An 18,302-nucleotide genomic window follows, 5' to 3' on the forward strand; every position below is an offset into this window, starting at 1 on the left:
GGCAGCGGCTCCGTCCTGGAGCGGGGCACGAGGGGCAGCTCCCGCGTGGGCTCCGGGGCCGGGGCGTGCTGGAGCAGCGGTTCGATGCGGGAGGCGAGCCCCGCGACGGTGGGCGCTTCGAAGAGGGCGGCCAGCGGCACCTGGACGTGGAAGGTGTCGCGGAGCTGGTTGAGGAGCTGCGCGGCCATGAGCGAGTTGCCGCCCAGCTCCAGGAAGTTGTCGTCGCGTCCGACGAAGTTCACGCCCAGGCGCTCGCGCCACAGCGTGGCGATCCGCACCTCCACGTCACCGCGAGGCGCATCCTCACGGCCACCGGGGACGGGAAGGGCAGGGGGCGCCATGGCGGGAGAAGCCAGCGTTGCTCCCGTGCTCACGGGCGGAGCAGAGAGTCCGCCGGCCGGGTCCGTGCGAGGCGCGGACGCCGTCGCCACGGGAGCCGCCATGCTGGAGGCAGAGGCCTCCGTCCGAGCACCGCCGTCAACGGGCACGAGCGCGGACGCACTGCCCGGGTCGCGAGGCTCCACCCAGCAGCGCTTGCGCAGGAACGCGTACGTCGGCAGGTGCACGCGGCGGCGCTGCTCGTGGGCGTAGAACGCGGTCCAGTCCACCTCCAGGCCCTGCATCCACAGCTCCCCCACGCACTGCGACAGGCCCGACTGCTCCGTCGTCGCACCGCCCCGGCGCAGTGAAGCGAGCGCCTTCACGCGCGCCCTGTCCTCGCCCAGGCACGCGCGCATCAGCGGGGTGAGGTCCTGGCCGGGCCCCACCTCCAACAGCACGCTGCAGCCCTCTTCCAGCAGGGTCCCCACCGCGTCGGTGAAGCGCACGGGCTGCCGCATCTGCGTGGCCCAGTAGTCCGGAGCGGTCAGCTCCCCCGGCCGCGCCAGCGCTCCCGTGAGGCTGGAGACGTACCGCACGGAGGGCTCACTCCGCTGGAGCGAAGCCACCACGCGCGCCAGCTCTCCCATCAACGGCTCCACGTCCGCCGAGTGGAAGGCATGGCCCGACGGCATGCGCACCGCGCCCGCCTTGCGCTGCTGCAACACGGCCTGGAAGCGCTCCACCTCGTCCACCGGTCCGGAGACGACACACCGGTCCGGCGCATTGATCGCCGCGAGCGTCAGTCGTCCAGAGAGCAGGGGCTGGACCTCCGCCGCGGGCAGCGCCACGCCGAGCATCGCGCCCGGAGGCAGCCGGTGCATCAGCTCCCCGCGCGCGACGGCCAGCCGCAGGGCCTCCGGCAGGGAGAGCACGCCCGCGACACAGGCGGCGGCGTACTCACCGAAGCTGTGACCCAGGACGGCATGCGGAACGATGCCCCACGCCTGCCACAGCCGCGCCAGCGCGACCTGCACCGTGAACAGGGCCGGCAGCGCGACGCGCGTATCGGAGAGCGCGGCGGAAGCCTCCGCCTCCTGGCCCGGTCCCGGACGCAGCAGTGCTTCCACCCGCGAGCGCAGGGGCGCGTCCAGCAATCCAAGGCACGCCTCCACCTGCGCACGGAACGCCGGCACGGACGCAGCCAGCTCCCGTCCCATGCCCACCTGCTGTGAACCCTGGCCGGAGAAGACGAAGGCCACCCGCTTCCGGCGAGCCCCCTCCACGTCCTTCAACCGCGCGGGCGTGGCCGGCTTGCGAAGCTGCTTCGCCAGGTCCGCCGCATCCCTCGCGACCACCATGCGGCGGTATTCGAAGGCCCGTCGTCCCACGGCCTGTGTGTACGCCGCGTCCGCGAACCCGCTCCCGTCGCTCGCGACGTCCACGGAGAACCGGGCCGACAACGCCTCCAGGGACTCCGGCGAGCGCGCCGACAGCACCCGCAACGCAAGCTGCTTCGCCGCAGCCTCCAACGTTTCCGGCGAACGCGCCGACAGCACCTGATCCGCCAGCTTCAACGCCGCGGCCTCCAGCGCCTCCGGAGACCGGTCCGCCAGCACGTGCGACGCCAGCGCCTGCGCTCCCGCCTCCAGGGACTCGGGCGAGCGCGCCGACAGCACGAAGAGCTGGTGCGAGCGCGACGTGGGCCCGCTCCGGACGACCGGGGCCTCCTCCAGCACGGCGTGCGCGTTCGTCCCGCCCACGCCAAAGGAGCTCACCGCCGCGCGCCGGGGCGTCTTCCCCCGGGGCCAGGGCCGCAAGCGCGTGTTGACGAAGAACGGTCCCGCGTCGAAGTCGATTCGCGGGTTCGGTGCCTCGAAGTGGAGGCTGGGGGGAATCGCTTCCTCGCGCAGCGACAGCGCGACCTTGATGAGCCCCGCGAGCCCCGCCACCGTGTCCAGGTGGCCCACGTTCGTCTTGAGCGAGGCGAGCGCGATGGTGCCCCGGTGCTCGGGGCCCAGGCCGTAGGCGCGCTGGAGCGCCGCGACCTCGATGGGGTCGCCCAGGGGCGTCGCCGTCCCGTGCGCCTCCACGTAGCCGATGTCCCGCGCCGTCACGCCCGAGCGGCGCAGCGCCTGCGTGATGACGGTCGCCTGGCCCTGCACGCTGGGGGCGGTGAAGCCGGACTTGTCGCGCCCGTCGTTGTTGACGGCGGTGGCTCGGATGACGGCGTGGATGGGGTCACCGTCGCGGACCGCGTCCTCCAGCCGCTTGAGCACCACCGCGGCCACGCCGCTGCCGGAGACGGTGCCCTGGCCCTTCGCATCGAAGGCGCGGCAGTGGCCGTCCGGGGAGTAGATCATCCCCTCCTGGTGCACGTAGCCGGTGCGCTGCGGCACCGACAGCCGCGTCGCGCCCGCGAGCGCCACGTCGGACAGGCCGGACAGCAGGTTCTGACACGCGACATGCACCGCCACGAGCCCCGTGGAGCACGCCGTGTACACGAGCATGCTCTCGCCGGTGAGCCCCAGCTTGTAGGACACCTTCGTCGGCAGGCTCTGGTAGGTCGCGGTGCCGAACAGCTCGAAGAACGCCGCCGAGTCCAACGGCAGGTGCCGCTGCACCTCGTTCGCGTAGCCGGACTCGTTCGCTCCGGCGAAGAGGGAGATGACGCCCGGGAAGCGCGCGGGGTCGAGGCCCGCGTCCTCCAGCGCCGCCCACGCGCACTGGAGGAACATCCGCTGCTGCGGGTCGGTCCACTGCGCCTCGCGCAGTGACATGTCGAAGAACGCGGGATCGAACTGGTCGATGTCCGCGAGCACACCGTGGGCGGGCACGAACCCTGGATGCTGTGACAGCTCCACGCCGGGAGGCAGGCCGGGCATGGACTCCAGCTCCTCGGGAGTGAAGCGGGAGATGGACTCCACGCCTTCACGCAGGTTGCGCCAGAACTCCTCCACCGATGCCGCACCGGGGAAGCGCCCGGACATGCCGATGATGGCGATGGCGTTCGACGGCAGCGCCGCCGTCCCGTCCTTCGTGAGCCCGGAAGGCTCCGGAGCGGAAGCAGGCACGGACTGCGCAGGCACGGGCGCAGGAGCGGAGCCCGGAGGCACCGGCGCGGACCGCACGGGGCTGGAGGTCTGCGCCAATGATGCGGACTCAGGACGCACGTGTGCCTCGGGCGTCGGCGCGGGCACGGTGGCCGGGAGCGCTCTCAGCCCCTCGCGCTCCAGCCGCCGGGTCAGTCCATGGACCGTGGGGTGCTCGAAGAGCCAGACCACCGGCACGTCCCGCTGGAGCGCCTCGTGCAGCCGGCTGGCGACGCGGACCACGGTGAGCGACGTGCCCCCCAGGTCCTCGAAGAAGTGATCATGGACGCCGACGCTCCGGGCGCCCAGCTCGCGGGCCCAGAGGGCGGCGACCTGTTCCTCCAGCGGATCCGCGGGCTCCACGAAGCGGCCCTTTCGAGCACTGGCCGCGACATCCGGCGCGGGCAGGGCCCGACGGTCCAGCTTGCCGGTGGCGGACAGGGGCAGGACGGGCAGCGCGACGAACGCGGTCGGGACCATGTACTCGGGCAGCCGCTGCCGCAGGTGTTCGCGCAGCGCGGGGACGTCCAGCACGCCCGCCACCACGTAGGCCACGAGCCGCTTGTCGCCGGGCACGTCCTCTCGCACGAGCACGGCCGCGTCGGTGATGGCGGGCCAGTCCCGGAGGGCGGCTTCGACCTCGGACAGCTCGATGCGGTAGCCGCGCACCTTCACCTGGCTGTCGATGCGGCCCAGGAACTCCAGGCTGCCGTCCGCGCTCCAGCGCACGCGGTCGCCCGAGCGGTACACGCGCTCTCCGGGCGCGGTGGCGAAGGGGTGGGGGATGAAGCGCTCGGCGGTGAGGTCCGGGCGGGAGAGGTAGCCCCGCGCGAGCCCGTCCCCGCCGATGAGCAGCTCCCCCGGCACGCCCACGGGCACCGGCCGCAGCGAGCCGTCCACCACGAACGTCCGCGTGTTCGGCAGGGGAGGCCCGATGGGAATGGCCTCGGTCCGGACGTCCTCGGGCCGCTCCATGCGGAGGCAGCACGCGAAGACGGTGGCCTCGGTGGGGCCGTAGCCGTTGACCACCGGAAGGCCCAGCGTCTCCACCACGCGACGCGTGTGCGTGGGGGACAGGACGTCCCCACCCACGATGAGCTGCCGCAGCCCGCGCAGCACCTCCAACTTCACGTCCACCACCTGCGCGAACAGGCCCGCGGACAGGTAGAGCGACGTGACACCGTGACGGCGGATGACCTGTCCCAGCAGCTCCAGGTCGGTGGGCGGCTGGGGCGGGAAGACGACGAGCCTGCCGCCGGACAGGAGCGGGCCCCACAGCTCCACCGTCGACGCGTCGAAGGACAGGGGCGCCATCAGCAGGAACGTCTCGTCAGGAGTGAAGCGGGCCCAGGTGGCACCGTGCAAGAGCCGCAGCACGCCCCGGTGCTCCACGGCGACGCCCTTGGGGCGGCCGGTGCTGCCGGAGGTGAAGTCCACGTACGCGAGGTTCCGCGAGGAGAGGGCCACGTCCGGAGCGGAGGAAGGCTGCCCCTCCAGGCGAACCTCCTCCACGAAGATGCACGGCACGCCCTCCGCTGCCGGCAGCGAGGCCCGCAGTGCGCGGGTGGTGACGAGCAGCCGGGGCGGAGCGTCCTCCACCATGAGGGCCAGCCGCCGAGCCGGATACGCGGCATCCAGCGGCACGTAGGCCCCGCCCGCCTTGAGGATGGCCAGGAGCGTGACGATCAGCTCCACGGAGCGCTCCAGGCACACGGCCACCAGCGCATCCGGCCCCACGCCCCGCGAGCGCAGCACCCAGGCCAGCGCATTCGCCTGGGCATCCAGCTGCGAGTACGTCAGCCGCGCGTCCCCGAACTCCAGCGCGATGGCCTCCGGACGCCGTGCGGCCTGGAGCGCGAAGCGTTCCGCGACGTTCGACTCGCGCGGGTAGTCCACGTCCGTGGCATTCCAGGTCGTGAGCACCTGCTCGCGCTCCTGGGGCGTGAGCCATTCCAGCCGGGCCAGGGGGACGTCCGGAGCGGAGACGACGGCGTGGAGCAACGTCCGCAGGTGGCCGGCCAGCCGCTCCACGGTGGGGTGCTCGAAGAGGTCGGTGCTGTATTCGACGACGCCGCGCAAGCCGTCCGGCGCCTCATGCAGCAGCAGGCCCAGATCGAAGCGCGCGGTGGCGTTGTCCACCGGCACCGGCCGCAGCGTGAGCCCCGGCGCCTTCAGCTCGCCGGTGGGCGCATTCTGGAGCGCGAACACCGCCTGCACCAGCGGATTGCGGCTCAGGTCGCGAGGCACCTGAAGCTCCTCCACCAGCTTCTCGAAGGGCAGGTCCTGGTGCTCGAAGGCGGCGAGCGCCGTGGCCCGCACCTGGGACAGCAGCGTGCGGAACGAGTCCCCCGGACGCACGCGCCCGCGAAGCACCAGCGTGTTCACGAAGAAGCCGACCAGCCCCTCCAGCTCCGAGTGGTCGCGGCCCGCGATGGGCGAGCCCACCAGCAGCTCCTCCTGCCGCGAGTACCGCGACAGCAGCACCTGCCACACCGCGAGCAGCGCCATGTACGGCGTCGCGCCTTCCGAGCGGCCCAGCGCCACCAACCGGTCCACCCCGTCCGCCGGCAGGTGCACCGGAAGCAGTGCCCCCTTCGTGGACTGGAGCGCCGGACGCACCTTGTCCGTGGGCAGCTCCAGCACCTGGGGCGCCCCGGCGAGCTGCTGCTTCCACCACGCCACCTCTCGCGCCAGCACGTCCCCCTGGAGCCAGGAGCGCTGCCACACGGCGAAGTCCGCGGGCTGCACGGGCAGCGACGGCAACACGGGCATCCGGCCGGAGGCGAAGGCTTCGTAGCCCTCGGCCACCTCGCGGACCAGCACGCCCAGCGACCAGCCATCGGAGACGATGTGGTGCATGCACAGGAGCAGCAGGTGCTCCCGGGCCTCCAGCCGCAGCAGCCGCGTGCGCAGGACCGGCCCCCGGCCCAGGTCGAAGGGAAGCGCGGCCTCCTCCAGGGAGCGCCGCTGGGCCTCGTCCTCGCGGGACTCCCGGGGCACGGTGGTCAGGTCCGTGACGGGCAGCTCCCAGGTGCCCGGCGCGTGCACCTTCTGTACGGGCTGTCCGTCCTTCATCGCGAAGGTGGTGCGCAGGGCCTCATGTCGGGAGACGACAAGCTCCAGGGCCCGGCGCAGCGCCTCCACGTCCAGCGCGCCGTCCAGCCGCAGCGCGGTGGCGATGTTGTAGTGACTGCCACCCGGACGCAGCTGTTCCACCACCCACAGCCGCTGCTGCGCGAAGGACAGCGGCAGGTCCCGGTCCCGCGACGTGGCGACGAGTGCCGGGATGCGCGGGCCCGCGACGCGCGAGAGGAGCCAGGCCTCCACCCGCTCCGTGAGCCGGGCGACGGTGGGCGCATCGAAGAGGGCGCGCAGCGGCAGCTCCACGCCGAAGGTCGAACGCAGCCGGGAGACGAGCTGCGTGGCCAGCAGGGAATGGCCTCCAATGACGAAGAAGTCGTCGTGCAGCCCCACGGACTCCAGGCGGAGCAGCTCCTGGAACAGCGTGGCGATGCGCTGCTGGAAGAGGGTCATCCGCTCCGGGACCATGGGCCCTGCGGCGACCGAGCGCGCATCCGGAGCAGGCAGGGCCTTGCGGTCCACCTTGCCGACGGGCGTGAGTGGCAGCGCGTCCAGCGACACGAACGCGGAGGGCACCAGCGGCGAGGGCATCCGTTCGGAGACGAAGGCGCGCAGCTCCGCAGCTTCCACCAGAGCGCCCGGCACGTACCAGGCCACGAGGCGATCATCGATCACCCCGGCCACGGCGGCCTTCACCGACGGGTGCTGACGGAGGATGGCCTCCACCTCGCTCAATTCGATGCGGAAGCCGCGCAGCTTCACCTGCGTGTCCATGCGGCCCAGGAAGTCCAGCGTCCCGTCCGCCAGCCAGCGCACGCGGTCGCCCGTGCGGTACAGCCGCGCACCGGGCACGTCACCGAACGGGGAAGGCACGAAGCGTTCCGCCGTCAGCTCGGGGCGTCCCAGATAGCCGCGGGCCAGTCCGTCACCGCCCAGGTACAGCTCGCCCGGGACGTTCACGGGCACGGGCTGCCCGTACGCATCCAGCACGTACGTCTGGACGCGCGTCATCGGCCGGCCGATGGGCACCGACGTCGCGTGCTCCGGCAGGTCCACGATGTCGTGCGTGGTGACGCCCACGGTGCACTCCGTGGGGCCATACAGGTTCACCAGCCGGCCCGGAGGCCCCGCGCGCAGCACCGCGCGAGCCGCATCCGCGTTCGCGGCCTCACCCGCGTAGATGACCACGCGCATCGTGGCGAACGCGTCCGGCACCTCGCGCGCCACGGTGTGGAACAGCGCCGTGGCGAACAGGGCGGTGGTGGCGCCCACCTCGCGCAGCGTGCGCGCCAGCTCCGCCGGAGCCAGCGTCACCTCGCGCGGCAGGATGACGAGCCGGGCGCCGTTGAGCAGCGCGCCCCAGATCTCGAAGGTGGCCAGGTCGAACGAGGGCGTCCCCGCCTGCACCATGCAGTCGTCCGGCCCCAGCTGGACGTAGTTCGTGTCCCGCACCAGGTGCACGATGGAGTGGTGCGTGATGCCCACGCCCTTGGGCGTGCCCGTGGAGCCCGACGTGTAGAGCACGTAGGCCAGTTGCTCCGGCCGCACGGTGACGTCCCCGGACGCGAGCACCGGGTCCTGACCGGGCTCCTCCGTGTCCAGCCCCAGGCACACCGTGGGCAGGGAGTGCGAGGGGAGGGCGCCCAGCAGCTCCCGCTGGCCCACCACCGCGGAGACACCCGCGTCCTCGAACATGAACGCGAGGCGGGAGCGCGGATAGGCAGGGTCCATGGGCACGTAGCAGCCGCCCGCCTCCAGGATGCCGAGCATCCCCACCACCAGCTCCAGCCCCCGCTCCACGCACAGCGCGACCCGGGCCTCGGGCCGGAGCCCGGAGGCCCGCAGGTGCAAGGCCAGCCGCCGTGCCCGTGCCGCCAGCGCCGCGTAGGTCAGCACCTGCCCCTCGTGCTGGACGGCCACCGCGTCGGGAGTCCGGAGGGCCTGGGCCGCGAACAGCTCCGGCACGGTGTGCGGCGTCATCGGACGGTGCGTGGCGTTCCAGTCCACGAGCACGCGCTGGCGCTCAGCGCCGCCGAGCAGCGAATGCTCCCGCACCGGCGCCTCGGGGCGGGCCGTGAGCGCGCCAAGCAGCACCTCGAAGTGCGCCATCATCCGGGTGACGGTAGCGGGGTCGAAGAGGTCGGTGCTGAAGTGGAGGTCGCCGCTGAACGCGCCCTCCCGCTCCTGGAGGCTGAAGTCCAGGTCGAACTTCGCGGTGGTGATGGCCCCGCCGCGCAGATCCAGGCGCAGGCCGGGAAGGTCCAGCGCTCCCACGGGGGCGTTCTGGAACGTGAACGCCACCTGGAACAGCGGAGAGCGGCTCAGGTCCCGCGCGCCCTGCATGCCCTCCACCAGCTTCTCGAAGGGGAGGTCCTGGTGCGCATACGCCGCGAGCGTTGTCGCCTTCACCTGGGCCAGCAGCGTCTGGAACGAGGCCCGCGGGTCGATGCGCGCGCGAAGCACCAGCGTGTTGACGAAGAAGCCGATGAGGCCCTCCGTCTCCGCGCGGTTGCGGTTGGCGATGGCCGAGCCCACGAGCACGTCGTCCTGCCCCGCGTAGCGCGACAGCAGCAGCTGGAAGCCCGCGAGCAGCACCATGAACGGCGTGGCGCCTTCCCGGGCCGCCAGCGCCTTCACCGCTTCGGACACGCCCGTGGACAGCGACACGGGAAGCGACGCTCCCCGGAACGACTGCGCGGAGGGACGCGGCCGGTCGGTGGGCAGCTCCAGCGCGGTAGGCGCGCCATCGAGCTGCCGCCGCCACCAGTCCAGCTCCGCCTGGAGCACATCCCCCTGGAGCCAGGAGCGCTGCCACACGGCGAAGTCCGCGTACTGGAGGGGCAGGGGCGCCAGCGCCGGAGCCTGACCGGAAGCGAAGGCCCGGTACAGCGCGCCCAGCTCGCGCGCGAAGACCCCGATGGACCAACCGTCGGAGACGATGTGGTGCAGCGTGAGGAGCAACCAGTGGCGCCGTGAATCCAGCCGCAGCAGCACCGCGCGCACGAGAGGCCCCATGCCCAGGTCGAAGGGCCGAGCCGCTTCGGAGGCAGCGTGACGGTGCGCCTCGGCTTCACGGCGGTCCTCGGGAGTGGCCTCCAGCGAGACGACGGACAGCGTGAGCGCCGCATCGGAGTGGATCCGCTGGACTGGCGAGTCCCCTTCGGATGCGAACGTGGTGCGCAGGACTTCATGCCGTCGCACCAGCGCCTGGAGGGACTGCTCCAGCGCGGAGGCATCCAGCTCCCCGTCGAGCACCAGGATGCCGGGCACGTTGTAGAAGGCACTGCCGGGCTGGAGTTGATCCAGGAACCACAGCCGCTGCTGCGCGTAGGACAGCGGCACGGGACCGGAGCGAGGCACCGCCACGAGCGGCGGAGTTCCTGGCCGGGAGTCCTCCCGCGAGCGAAGGGCCGCCACGCGAACCGCGAGCGTCTCCACCGTGGGAGCGGCGAAGAGGTCGCCCAGCGGCAGCTCCACGCCCAGCGTCGAACGCACACGCGACACCACCTGCGTGGCCAGCAGGGAATGGCCGCCCAGGTCGAAGAAGTCATCGTGGATGCCCACGCGAGCCACATGCAGCACTTCGGCGAAGAGGGCGGCGAGCTGTTCCTCCACCGCATCGCGAGGCGCGACGTACCGGTCCGCCGAGGCCACGGGCGCCTCGGGAGCGGGAAGGGCGGAGCGGTCCAGCTTGCCGTTCGCGTTGAGAGGAAGCGCGTCCAGCACCACGAAGGCGCTGGGGATCATGTAGTCGGGAAGCCGCTCCTGGAGCGCGGAGCGCAGGGCCTTGCCGTCCAGGGACTCGCCGACGACGTAGGCCACCAGCCGCTTGTCTCCGGCGACGTCCTCGCGCACCACGGCCACGGCTTCCCGTACACCCGGCAGGAGGCGCAAGGCGGCCTCGACCTCACCCGGTTCGATGCGGAAGCCGCGCAGCTTCACCTGGAAGTCGGTGCGCCCCAGGAACTCCAACGTTCCATCCGCGCGCCAGCGCGTCCTGTCACCGGTGCGGTAGAGCCGTGCACCCGGTGTCGTGCTGAACGGATGGGGCACGAAGCGCTCGGCGGTGAGGGCGGGCTGGTGGATGTAGCCCCACGCCAGCCCTTCACCACCGACGTACAGCTCCCCAGGCATGCCAGGAGGCACCGGCCGCATCGCCGGGTCCAGCACGTAGGCGGTGGAGTGGGGCAGCGGACGCCCGATGGGCACGGAGGTCCCCACGGCGTCGCCTGCTTGCATCGGGTGGGTGGCGGAGAAGGTGGTGTTCTCCGTGGGCCCGTAGCCGTTGATCAGCACCGCGCTCGGGGGCAATCGGGCCAGGTGTTCCCGCACACGGGACACGGGGAGCACGTCGCCGCCCGCCAGCACCTGCGCCACGGAAGCAAGCGCCTCCGGATGGTGCACGGCCATCTGTTCAAAGAGGGCGGCCGTGAGCCAGAGCGTGGTGATCCGGTGCTCGGTGAGGACCGCCGCGATGCGCGCGAGGGACAGCTCGCCGGCAGGCGGAAGCACGAGCCGGGCCCCATGCAGCAGCGCCCCCCAGATTTCGAGGGTGGACGCATCGAACGCGGCCGGCGCGAGCTGCAGGACGGCCTCCTCCGGACCGAAGCGCATGAAGCCGGTGTCCACCACCAGCCGCAGCACGGCGCGATGCGGAACACAGACGCCCTTGGGCGCCCCCGTGGAGCCCGAGGTGAAGAGGACGTAGGCCAGCCGGTCCCCCTCCGAGCGCTGCTCCGGCACAGCGGTCTCTGGACGCGCAGCCACCCGGGCCGCGTCCGCATCCAGCAGCACCAGCGGCGTCATCAGCGAGGGCAGTTCATCCGCGAGCGCCTCCCGCGTGACGACCATCGCCGCACCGGACTGCTCCAGCAGGAGGGACCAGCGCTCGGGCGGGGCATGCAGGTCGATGGGCACGTAGGCCGCCCCGGCCTTGAGCACGGCCAGCAGCGCCACGATGAGGTCCGCCGAGCGGGGCAACAGCACCGCGACGCGGCTGCCCTCCGCGATGCCGGAGGCGCGCAGGTGGTGCGCGAGCTGGTTCGCCCGGGCCTCCAGCCGCGCATAGGTCAGGCTGCCTGCCTCGGATACAAGCGCCACCGCGTCCGGCGTCCGCGCGACCTGCTCCGCGAAGCGAGCCGGGATGGACTGCGTGGAGAAGTCCCGGACGCCGGAAGCTCCGCTCCAGTCCTCCAGCACCTGACGCCGCGCCTCCGTGGGCATGAGCGGCAGGTGCTCCACCGGAACCTCCAGCTGCCCGGGAAGCGCTTCCAGCAACGTGGCGAAGTCCCGCATCAACCCCTGGAGGAAGGCCGCGTCGAAGATGTCGGTGTTGTAGTGGAGGCTCCCGGTGAAGCCCTCCGGCGACTCCTCCAGGATGAGGCTGAAGTCGTACTTCGACGACGTGAAGGACGGAGGCAGCTCGCGCAGCGTGAGGTCCGGCAGCCGCCACTCCGCGGTGGGCGCGTTCTGAAGGGTAAGGGTGACCTGGAAGAAGGGCGAGTGACTCGGGTCGCGCGCGGGCTGGAGCTCTTCCACCAGCTTCTCGAAGGGTACGTCCTGGTGTTCGAAGGCGCCGAGCGTGGTGGCGCGCACCTGCGCCAGCAGCGTCCGGAACGAAGCGCGCGGGTCGATGCGCGCACGCAGCACGAGCGTGTTGACGAAGAAGCCGATCAACCCCTCCGTCTCCGCACGGGTGCGGCCCGCGATGGGAGCGCCCACGCTGACGTCGTCCTGTCCGGCATACCGCGACAGCACAAGCTGGTACGCGGCCAGCAGCACCATGAACGGCGTGGCGCCTGACTGCCTCGCCACCGCATGCACGCCCTCCATGAGCTTCCGGGACAGTCGCACCGGGAGCCGGTCTCCCGAGAACGTCTGCACCGCCGGACGCGGCCGGTCCGTGGGAAGCATCAGGAGCGGAGGCGCGCCCGTGAGCTGCTCACGCCACCACGCAAGCTGCGCCTCGAGCACCTCCCCCTGAAGCCACTGCCGCTGCCACACAGCGAAGTCCGCGTACTGGATGGGGAGTGGCGGAAGCGAGGCCTGCACGCCGGAAGCAAAGGCCCGGTACAGGGCCACCAGCTCGCGCACGAGCACACCCGTGGACCAGCCGTCCGAAGCGATGTGGTGCGTGAGCACGAGCAGCACGTGCCGCGTCTCCTCCAGCCGCACGAGCACCGCGCGGAAGAGCGGTCCCCGAGCCAGATCGAAAGGCTGCTGTGCCTGCTCGGAGATGAAGTCCCGCAGCCGGGCCTCGCGTGCGCTTGAGGGCAGCGCGTCCAGATCCACGAACTCGAACGGGCACGCCGCAACGGCTTCGATGCGCTGGACGGGACCGTGAGTCCCGGTCGCGAACGTGGTGCGCAGCACCTCATGACGCTGGACCATCGCATCCAGGGCCTGCCGCAGCGCGGGGACGTGGAGCACGCCTTCGAGCAGGACGGTCCCGGGCAGGTTGTACGCGACAGCACCGGGCTGGAGCTGCTCCAGGAACCACAGGCGCTGCTGCGCGAAGGACAGCGCCAGCTCCCCATCCCGGGACACGGGCCGCAGGGGCGGCGCCTGCGAACCCACAGCCCGACTCCGGGCCTCATCCAGCACCGAAGCCAGGGCCGCGAGCGTGGGCGTCTTGAACACCGAGCGCAGGGGCAGCTCGACCTGCAACGCCGCCCGGATGCGCGAAAGGAGCTGCGTTGCGAGCAGCGAATGGCCGCCCAGCGCGAAGAAGTCGTCATGCACGCCCACGCGCTCCACGCGCAGCAGCTCCGCCCACAGCGAAGCCAGCCGCTCCTCCGTGGGCGTGCGCGGCGCGACGTACTCGGGCGCCACGGCCGCGACGACGTCCGGCGCGGGCAGGGCCTTGCGGTCCACCTTGCCGCTCGACGTCAGGGGCAGGGCGTCCAGCGGAACGAAGGCCCCGGGCACCATGTACTCTGGGAGCTTCTGGGCGAGGAATGTCCGAAGTGCCTCCGCCCCCGGTACGTCCGTCCCACCGACGAGGTACGCCACCAGCCGCGTGTCGCTCGCCGTGACGCCCGCCAGCGCCACGACGACGGCCTGCCTCACGGTGGGGTGCTGCTCCAGCGCGGCTTCAATCTCCCCCAGCTCGATGCGCAGCCCGCGCACCTTCACCTGGAAGTCGGTGCGGCCCAGGTACTCGATGGCGCCGTCGGGCAGCCACCGGGCGAGGTCCCCCGTGCGGTACAGCCGGGCCCCGGGCGTGTCGGCGTACGCGTCCGGGATGAAGCGCTCCGCGGTCAGGTCCGGCCGGCCCAGGTAGCCACGCCCCACCTGCACGCCTCCGATGAACAGCTCCCCGGGCACCCCCTGGGGCACCGGCCGCAGCGATGCATCCAGCAGCCGGATCCACGTATTCGCCACCGGATACCCGATGGGCACCGAACGCCCGAGCGCTCCTCGGACGCACTCGTACGCGGTGACGTCCACGGCGGCCTCGGTGGGGCCATAGAGGTTGTGCAGCCGGACGCCGGGCAGCCGCGCCAGGCACCGTTCAGCCAGCTCCAGCGGCAGCGCTTCTCCGCTGCACACCACCCGCCGCAACGCCGCGCACCGCTCCAGGCCGGAGGCTTCCAGGAACGCCTGGAGCATGGACGGCACGAAGTGCGTGACGGTGATGCGCTCCCGGGCGATGAGGTCCGCCAGATAGTCCGGCTCCTGGTGTCCTCCGGGCCGCGCCACCACCAGCCGCGCGCCCGTCATCAACGGCAGGAAGAACTCCCACACGGACACGTCGAAGCTGAACGGTGTCTTCTGCAACACCGCATCGTCGGGCGACAGCGGCAGCGCCCCCTGCATCCACAGGAGCCGGTTGACGATGCCAGCGTGCGCGTTCATCGCGCCCTTCGGCCGCCCCGTGCTTCCAGAGGTGAAGATGACGTACGCCAGCGCGTCCTCGGAGCCCACCGCGGGAGGCGCGGAGGACGGCTGCCGCGCCACCTCCGCCCACTGGGAGTCCAACCGGAGCACCGGCACTCCGTCACCGGCGGGCAGCCGCGCCACCAGCCGCTCCTGGATGAGCACCACGGCGGGTCGGGCATCCTCGAACATCCACGCGAGCCGCTGCGCGGGCAGGGACGGATCCAGGGGGACGTACGCGCCTCCCGCCTTCAGCGTCGCGAGCAGCGCCACCACCAGCTCCAGCGACCGCTCCAGCATCAACCCGACGCGGACCTCCGGCCCCACGCCCATCGTCCGCAGGTGCCACGCGAGCTGGTTGGCCCGAGCCTCCAGCTGCGCATACGTGAGCGCCGCCTCTCCAGACGTGACGGCCACCGCGTCCGGCGTGCGCGCCACCTGCGCTTCCACGAGCTGATGCAGCAGCACCCCACGCGGGTACGCCTCACGGGGTCCGTTCCACGCCTGGAGCACGCGCTGCCGCTCCGCCGTATCCAGGAGGGACAGCTCCGACAGGCGCGCCTCTGGCCGGGAGACGGCGTCCTCCAGCAGGACCCGCAGGTGGCCCATCAGCCGCGCCATCGTGGCCTCGTCGAAGAGGGCGGCGCGGTACTCGGCGGTGAGGCGCAGGCCGTCCGGCTGTTCGAAGGCGAAGAGGGTCAGGTCGAACTGCGCGAAGCCGCTGTCCACGAGCTGCGCGTCGAGCGACAACCCCGGCAGCCGCACCGCCGGAAGGGGCGTGTTCTGCAGGACGAACATCACCTGGAAGAACGGCGGCACGTCCAGCTGGCGCGGAGGCTGGAGGACCTCCACCAGCTTCTCGAAGGGCACGTCCTGGTGCGCGAAGGCCTCCACCGACGTCGCCTGCACGCGGCCGATGAGCGCGCGGAACGACGGATCCCCCGCGAGAGACGTGCGCAGCGCGAGCGTGTTGACGAACAACCCGACCAGCGGCTCCAGCTCCGCGCGCGAGCGTCCCGCGACAGGCGTGCCGACCGTGAGGTCGTCCTGGCCGGAGTAGCGCAGGAGCAGCAGCTTGAAACCCGCGAGCAACACGGTGAAGAGGGTGGTGCCCTCCTGTCCCGCCAGGACCGCGAGCCGCTGCACCAGCGCGCCGGGCAGCATCGCGGACACCGTCGCGCCCCGGCTGTCCGCCTGTCCGGTGCGGGGCCGGTCCGTGGGCAGCGACAGCACGGCCCGCGCATCCAGCCGAGCACGCCACACGTCGAGCGCCGCCTCCAGCGCCTCGCCCTTCAACGCCTCGCGCTGCCACACGGAGAAGTCCGCGTACTGCAACGCCAGCACGGGCAGCACCGGCGTTCTTCCTGACGCCAGGGCCTCGTAGAGGACGCCCAGCTCGTGCACCAGCAGGCCCATGGACCAGCCGTCGGACACGGTGTGGTGCAGCGCGAGCAGCAACAGGTGTTCGTCCGGAGAGACGGCGAACAGCACGGCGCGCAGCAGCGGCCCCTGCTCCAGGTCGAACGGCGCGCGGGCCGCCTCGTGCAGCCGGCGCCAGGCCTCCTCGGCGTCCGCCACCGGCATGACGGGCAGGGGCACGTCCAACTCCGGCGCGATGCGCTGCCATGGCCGTCCGTCCTGCTCCACGAAGGTGGTGCGCAGCACCGCGTGACGGCGGACCACCTCGTTCAGGCTGCCCGCCAGTGAGGGCACGTCGAGCCGTCCCTCCAGGCGCACCGAAAAGAGCAGGTTCAGTCCGGCCTGCCCTGGCGCCAGCCGCTCCTGGAACCACATGCGCTCCTGGCCGAAAGAGGCCGGGACACGCGACGTGGGGCGGCGCTTCTCGCGCAGCAGTTCCGCCAGCCGCGCGCGCTTCTGCTCAGGGGTGGAAGCCATGGACCTGCGACTCCTTGGAGGGGGGCCTCGCGAACGCACGGGAAGGCGGTGTGACGGCTTCCCGGACTCGCGAGCGCGCGGGATAGTAGACAGTCCCTCCGACACGGCCGCAGCGATTTGCTCTCAGGGGCCTGGCTGTCAGCCCGCTCGGGCGCGCGGACGTGCGACCGGAGGGAACGGCGCGGGAATTCCGCTCCACGCCCGGTGTCTGGTGACGTGTATCAGCGGTGTTTCACCGTGGTGGCGGAACGCCCGCGCATGACGTTTCCGCTAGACTTCGGGAATGCGTGAGTCCTCCCTGATCCGCGAAGCCGTGCCCACCGATGCCGCGCGGCTCACGCAGGTGCTGCGCGACGCCTTCGAGGAATACCGGGGCCGCCTGGATCCGCCCTCCAGCGCGCACGACAAGACGGAGGCCGTGGTGAGGCGCGAGCTTTCGGACGGCGGCGCCTTCGTCGCGGAGGCGGAAGGTGTCCTCTTCGGCTGCGTGTTCTTCCACCCGAAGGCAGATCACCTGTACCTGGACCGGCTCGCGGTGCTGCCGTCGTACCGGGGCCGGGGCGTATCGCTGCGTCTCATGCAGGCGGTGGAGTCCCGCGCGCGCGAGCTGGGCCAGACGCGGGTGCGCCTGTCGGTCCGGCTCGCGCTCACGTCGCACCATGCGTGGTACGCGCGCCAGGGCTACGTCTTCCATTCCCACGGCACGCACGCGGGCTACACGTCGCCCACGTTCCTGGTGCTGGAGAAGGCGCTCTGACTCAGCCCCGAGGGGGCAGGGGGATGCGGCGGCCCTCCCGGTCGCTCTGGAGCGCGGCCTGGATGACCCGCACCGTCTCGCTCGCGCTCAGGGCCGTCACGGGCACCGGCGCCCCGTGGAGGATGGCGGCGCCGAGCTGCCGGTAGAACTGGCCGTAGTCCCCGGGCACGGTGGCGACCGTCTCTCCCGAGGCCAGCAACCGGCCATGGCGCTCCGCGGGCTCGCGGCCGAAGTCCGGATGGCCGGGACGCAGGCCCGCTTCAAGCTGTCCCTCCTGCGGATCCAGCGCGGACTTCACGTACGCATCCCGGTCCCCCTGCAACACGAAGCGGGGCCACGGGTCGTGCACCACGGAGCCGGAGTGCAGTACCACGCGCAGCGTGCCGTAGCGCAGCACCAGGTGGAACCAGTCCGTGCCCTGCGCGCCCGGACGCTGCCGGCCCAGGTCCGCGGCCACGGACTCCGGCAGGCCGAAGAGCTGCACGGCCTGGTCGACGAGGTGCGAGCCCAGGTCCCACAGCGTGCCGCCGCCGGGCACGTCCTGTTCCTTCCAGCGCGCCTTCACCTGGGGCCGGAATCGGTCGAAGTGGCTCTCCACGCTGTAGAGCGTCCCCAGCCGTCCCTGCTCCAGCAGCTGGCGCACGGTGAGGAAGTCGCCATCCCAGCGCCGGTTGTGGAACACCGTGAGGCACAGGCCCCGCTCCTTCGCGAGCGCGTCCAGCCGCAGCGCTTCGTCCGCGTCCAGCGCGAAGGGCTTCTCCACCACCACGTGCTTGCCCGCGCGCAGCGCCTGCTCCGCGAGCGACGCGTGCACGTCGTTGGGCGTGCACACCACGAGCACCTCCAGGTCCGGATCCGCGAGCAGCGACTCCACGGTGCCGGTGCGCACGCCCGGCCAGTCGCGAGCCACGGCCTCCGCGCGGCTCGAAGCCACGGCGGCCAGGGTGAACGCGGGCTCCGCGGCGATGAGGGGCCCATGGAAGCGCGAGCCGGACAGGCCATAGCCGAGGAGGCCCACCCGCAACGGGGAGCCAGGGACGCGAGCGGAGGTCATGGGCCGGGAGGCTAGCGGGAAGTGGCCCCGGTGCGGACAAACGTGAGTGCCTGTCCCTGCCGCCTTCTCGACACCGGCGCGCCAGGCAGGCCGCCAGAAGTTCGTGATCAAGTGCTGCGACCCGAAGTTCCGCGCGAGGACGCACGTCTTCCCTCTTCTGGAGCGCCGCGGTGGGCTGCGACGTGGCGCTGGAGCGGACGCCAAGGTGGATCCGGGGTCATGGGCA

Annotated in this window: 3 protein-coding genes (1 of these 3 cut by a window edge); 1 reads left to right on the top strand and 2 read right to left on the bottom strand. The window is 72.1% G+C overall.

What is annotated here, in order from left to right; translation table 11 throughout:
- On the bottom strand, window positions 1–16,265 hold the 5' portion of the coding sequence (locus NR792_RS05040; RefSeq protein ID WP_375758924.1) for a non-ribosomal peptide synthase/polyketide synthase. Its footprint begins 16,264 nt before the window's first position; 16,265 of the gene's 32,529 nt are visible here — the first part of the coding sequence; it begins with the start codon at window positions 16,263–16,265; its stop codon lies off the left edge, out of view.
- 283 nt (window positions 16,266–16,548) lie between these two features.
- Here NR792_RS05040 and NR792_RS05045 point away from each other — a divergent pair, with 283 nt between their 5' ends.
- Complete coding sequence (locus tag NR792_RS05045) at window positions 16,549–17,022, top strand: GNAT family N-acetyltransferase (protein ID WP_375758925.1); 474 nt, start codon at window positions 16,549–16,551, stop codon at window positions 17,020–17,022.
- A gap of 1 nt (window position 17,023) precedes the next feature.
- Here the strand turns inward: NR792_RS05045 and NR792_RS05050 are convergent, their stop codons facing one another.
- Window positions 17,024–18,076: an oxidoreductase gene (locus NR792_RS05050; RefSeq protein ID WP_375758926.1), complete on the bottom strand. Its 1,053-nt coding sequence runs from the start codon at window positions 18,074–18,076 to the stop codon at window positions 17,024–17,026.
- Window positions 18,077–18,302: the final 226 nt, after the last annotated feature.

This window comes from Corallococcus exercitus (assembly GCF_042231735.1).
Lineage (GTDB): Bacteria > Myxococcota > Myxococcia > Myxococcales > Myxococcaceae > Corallococcus > Corallococcus exercitus_B.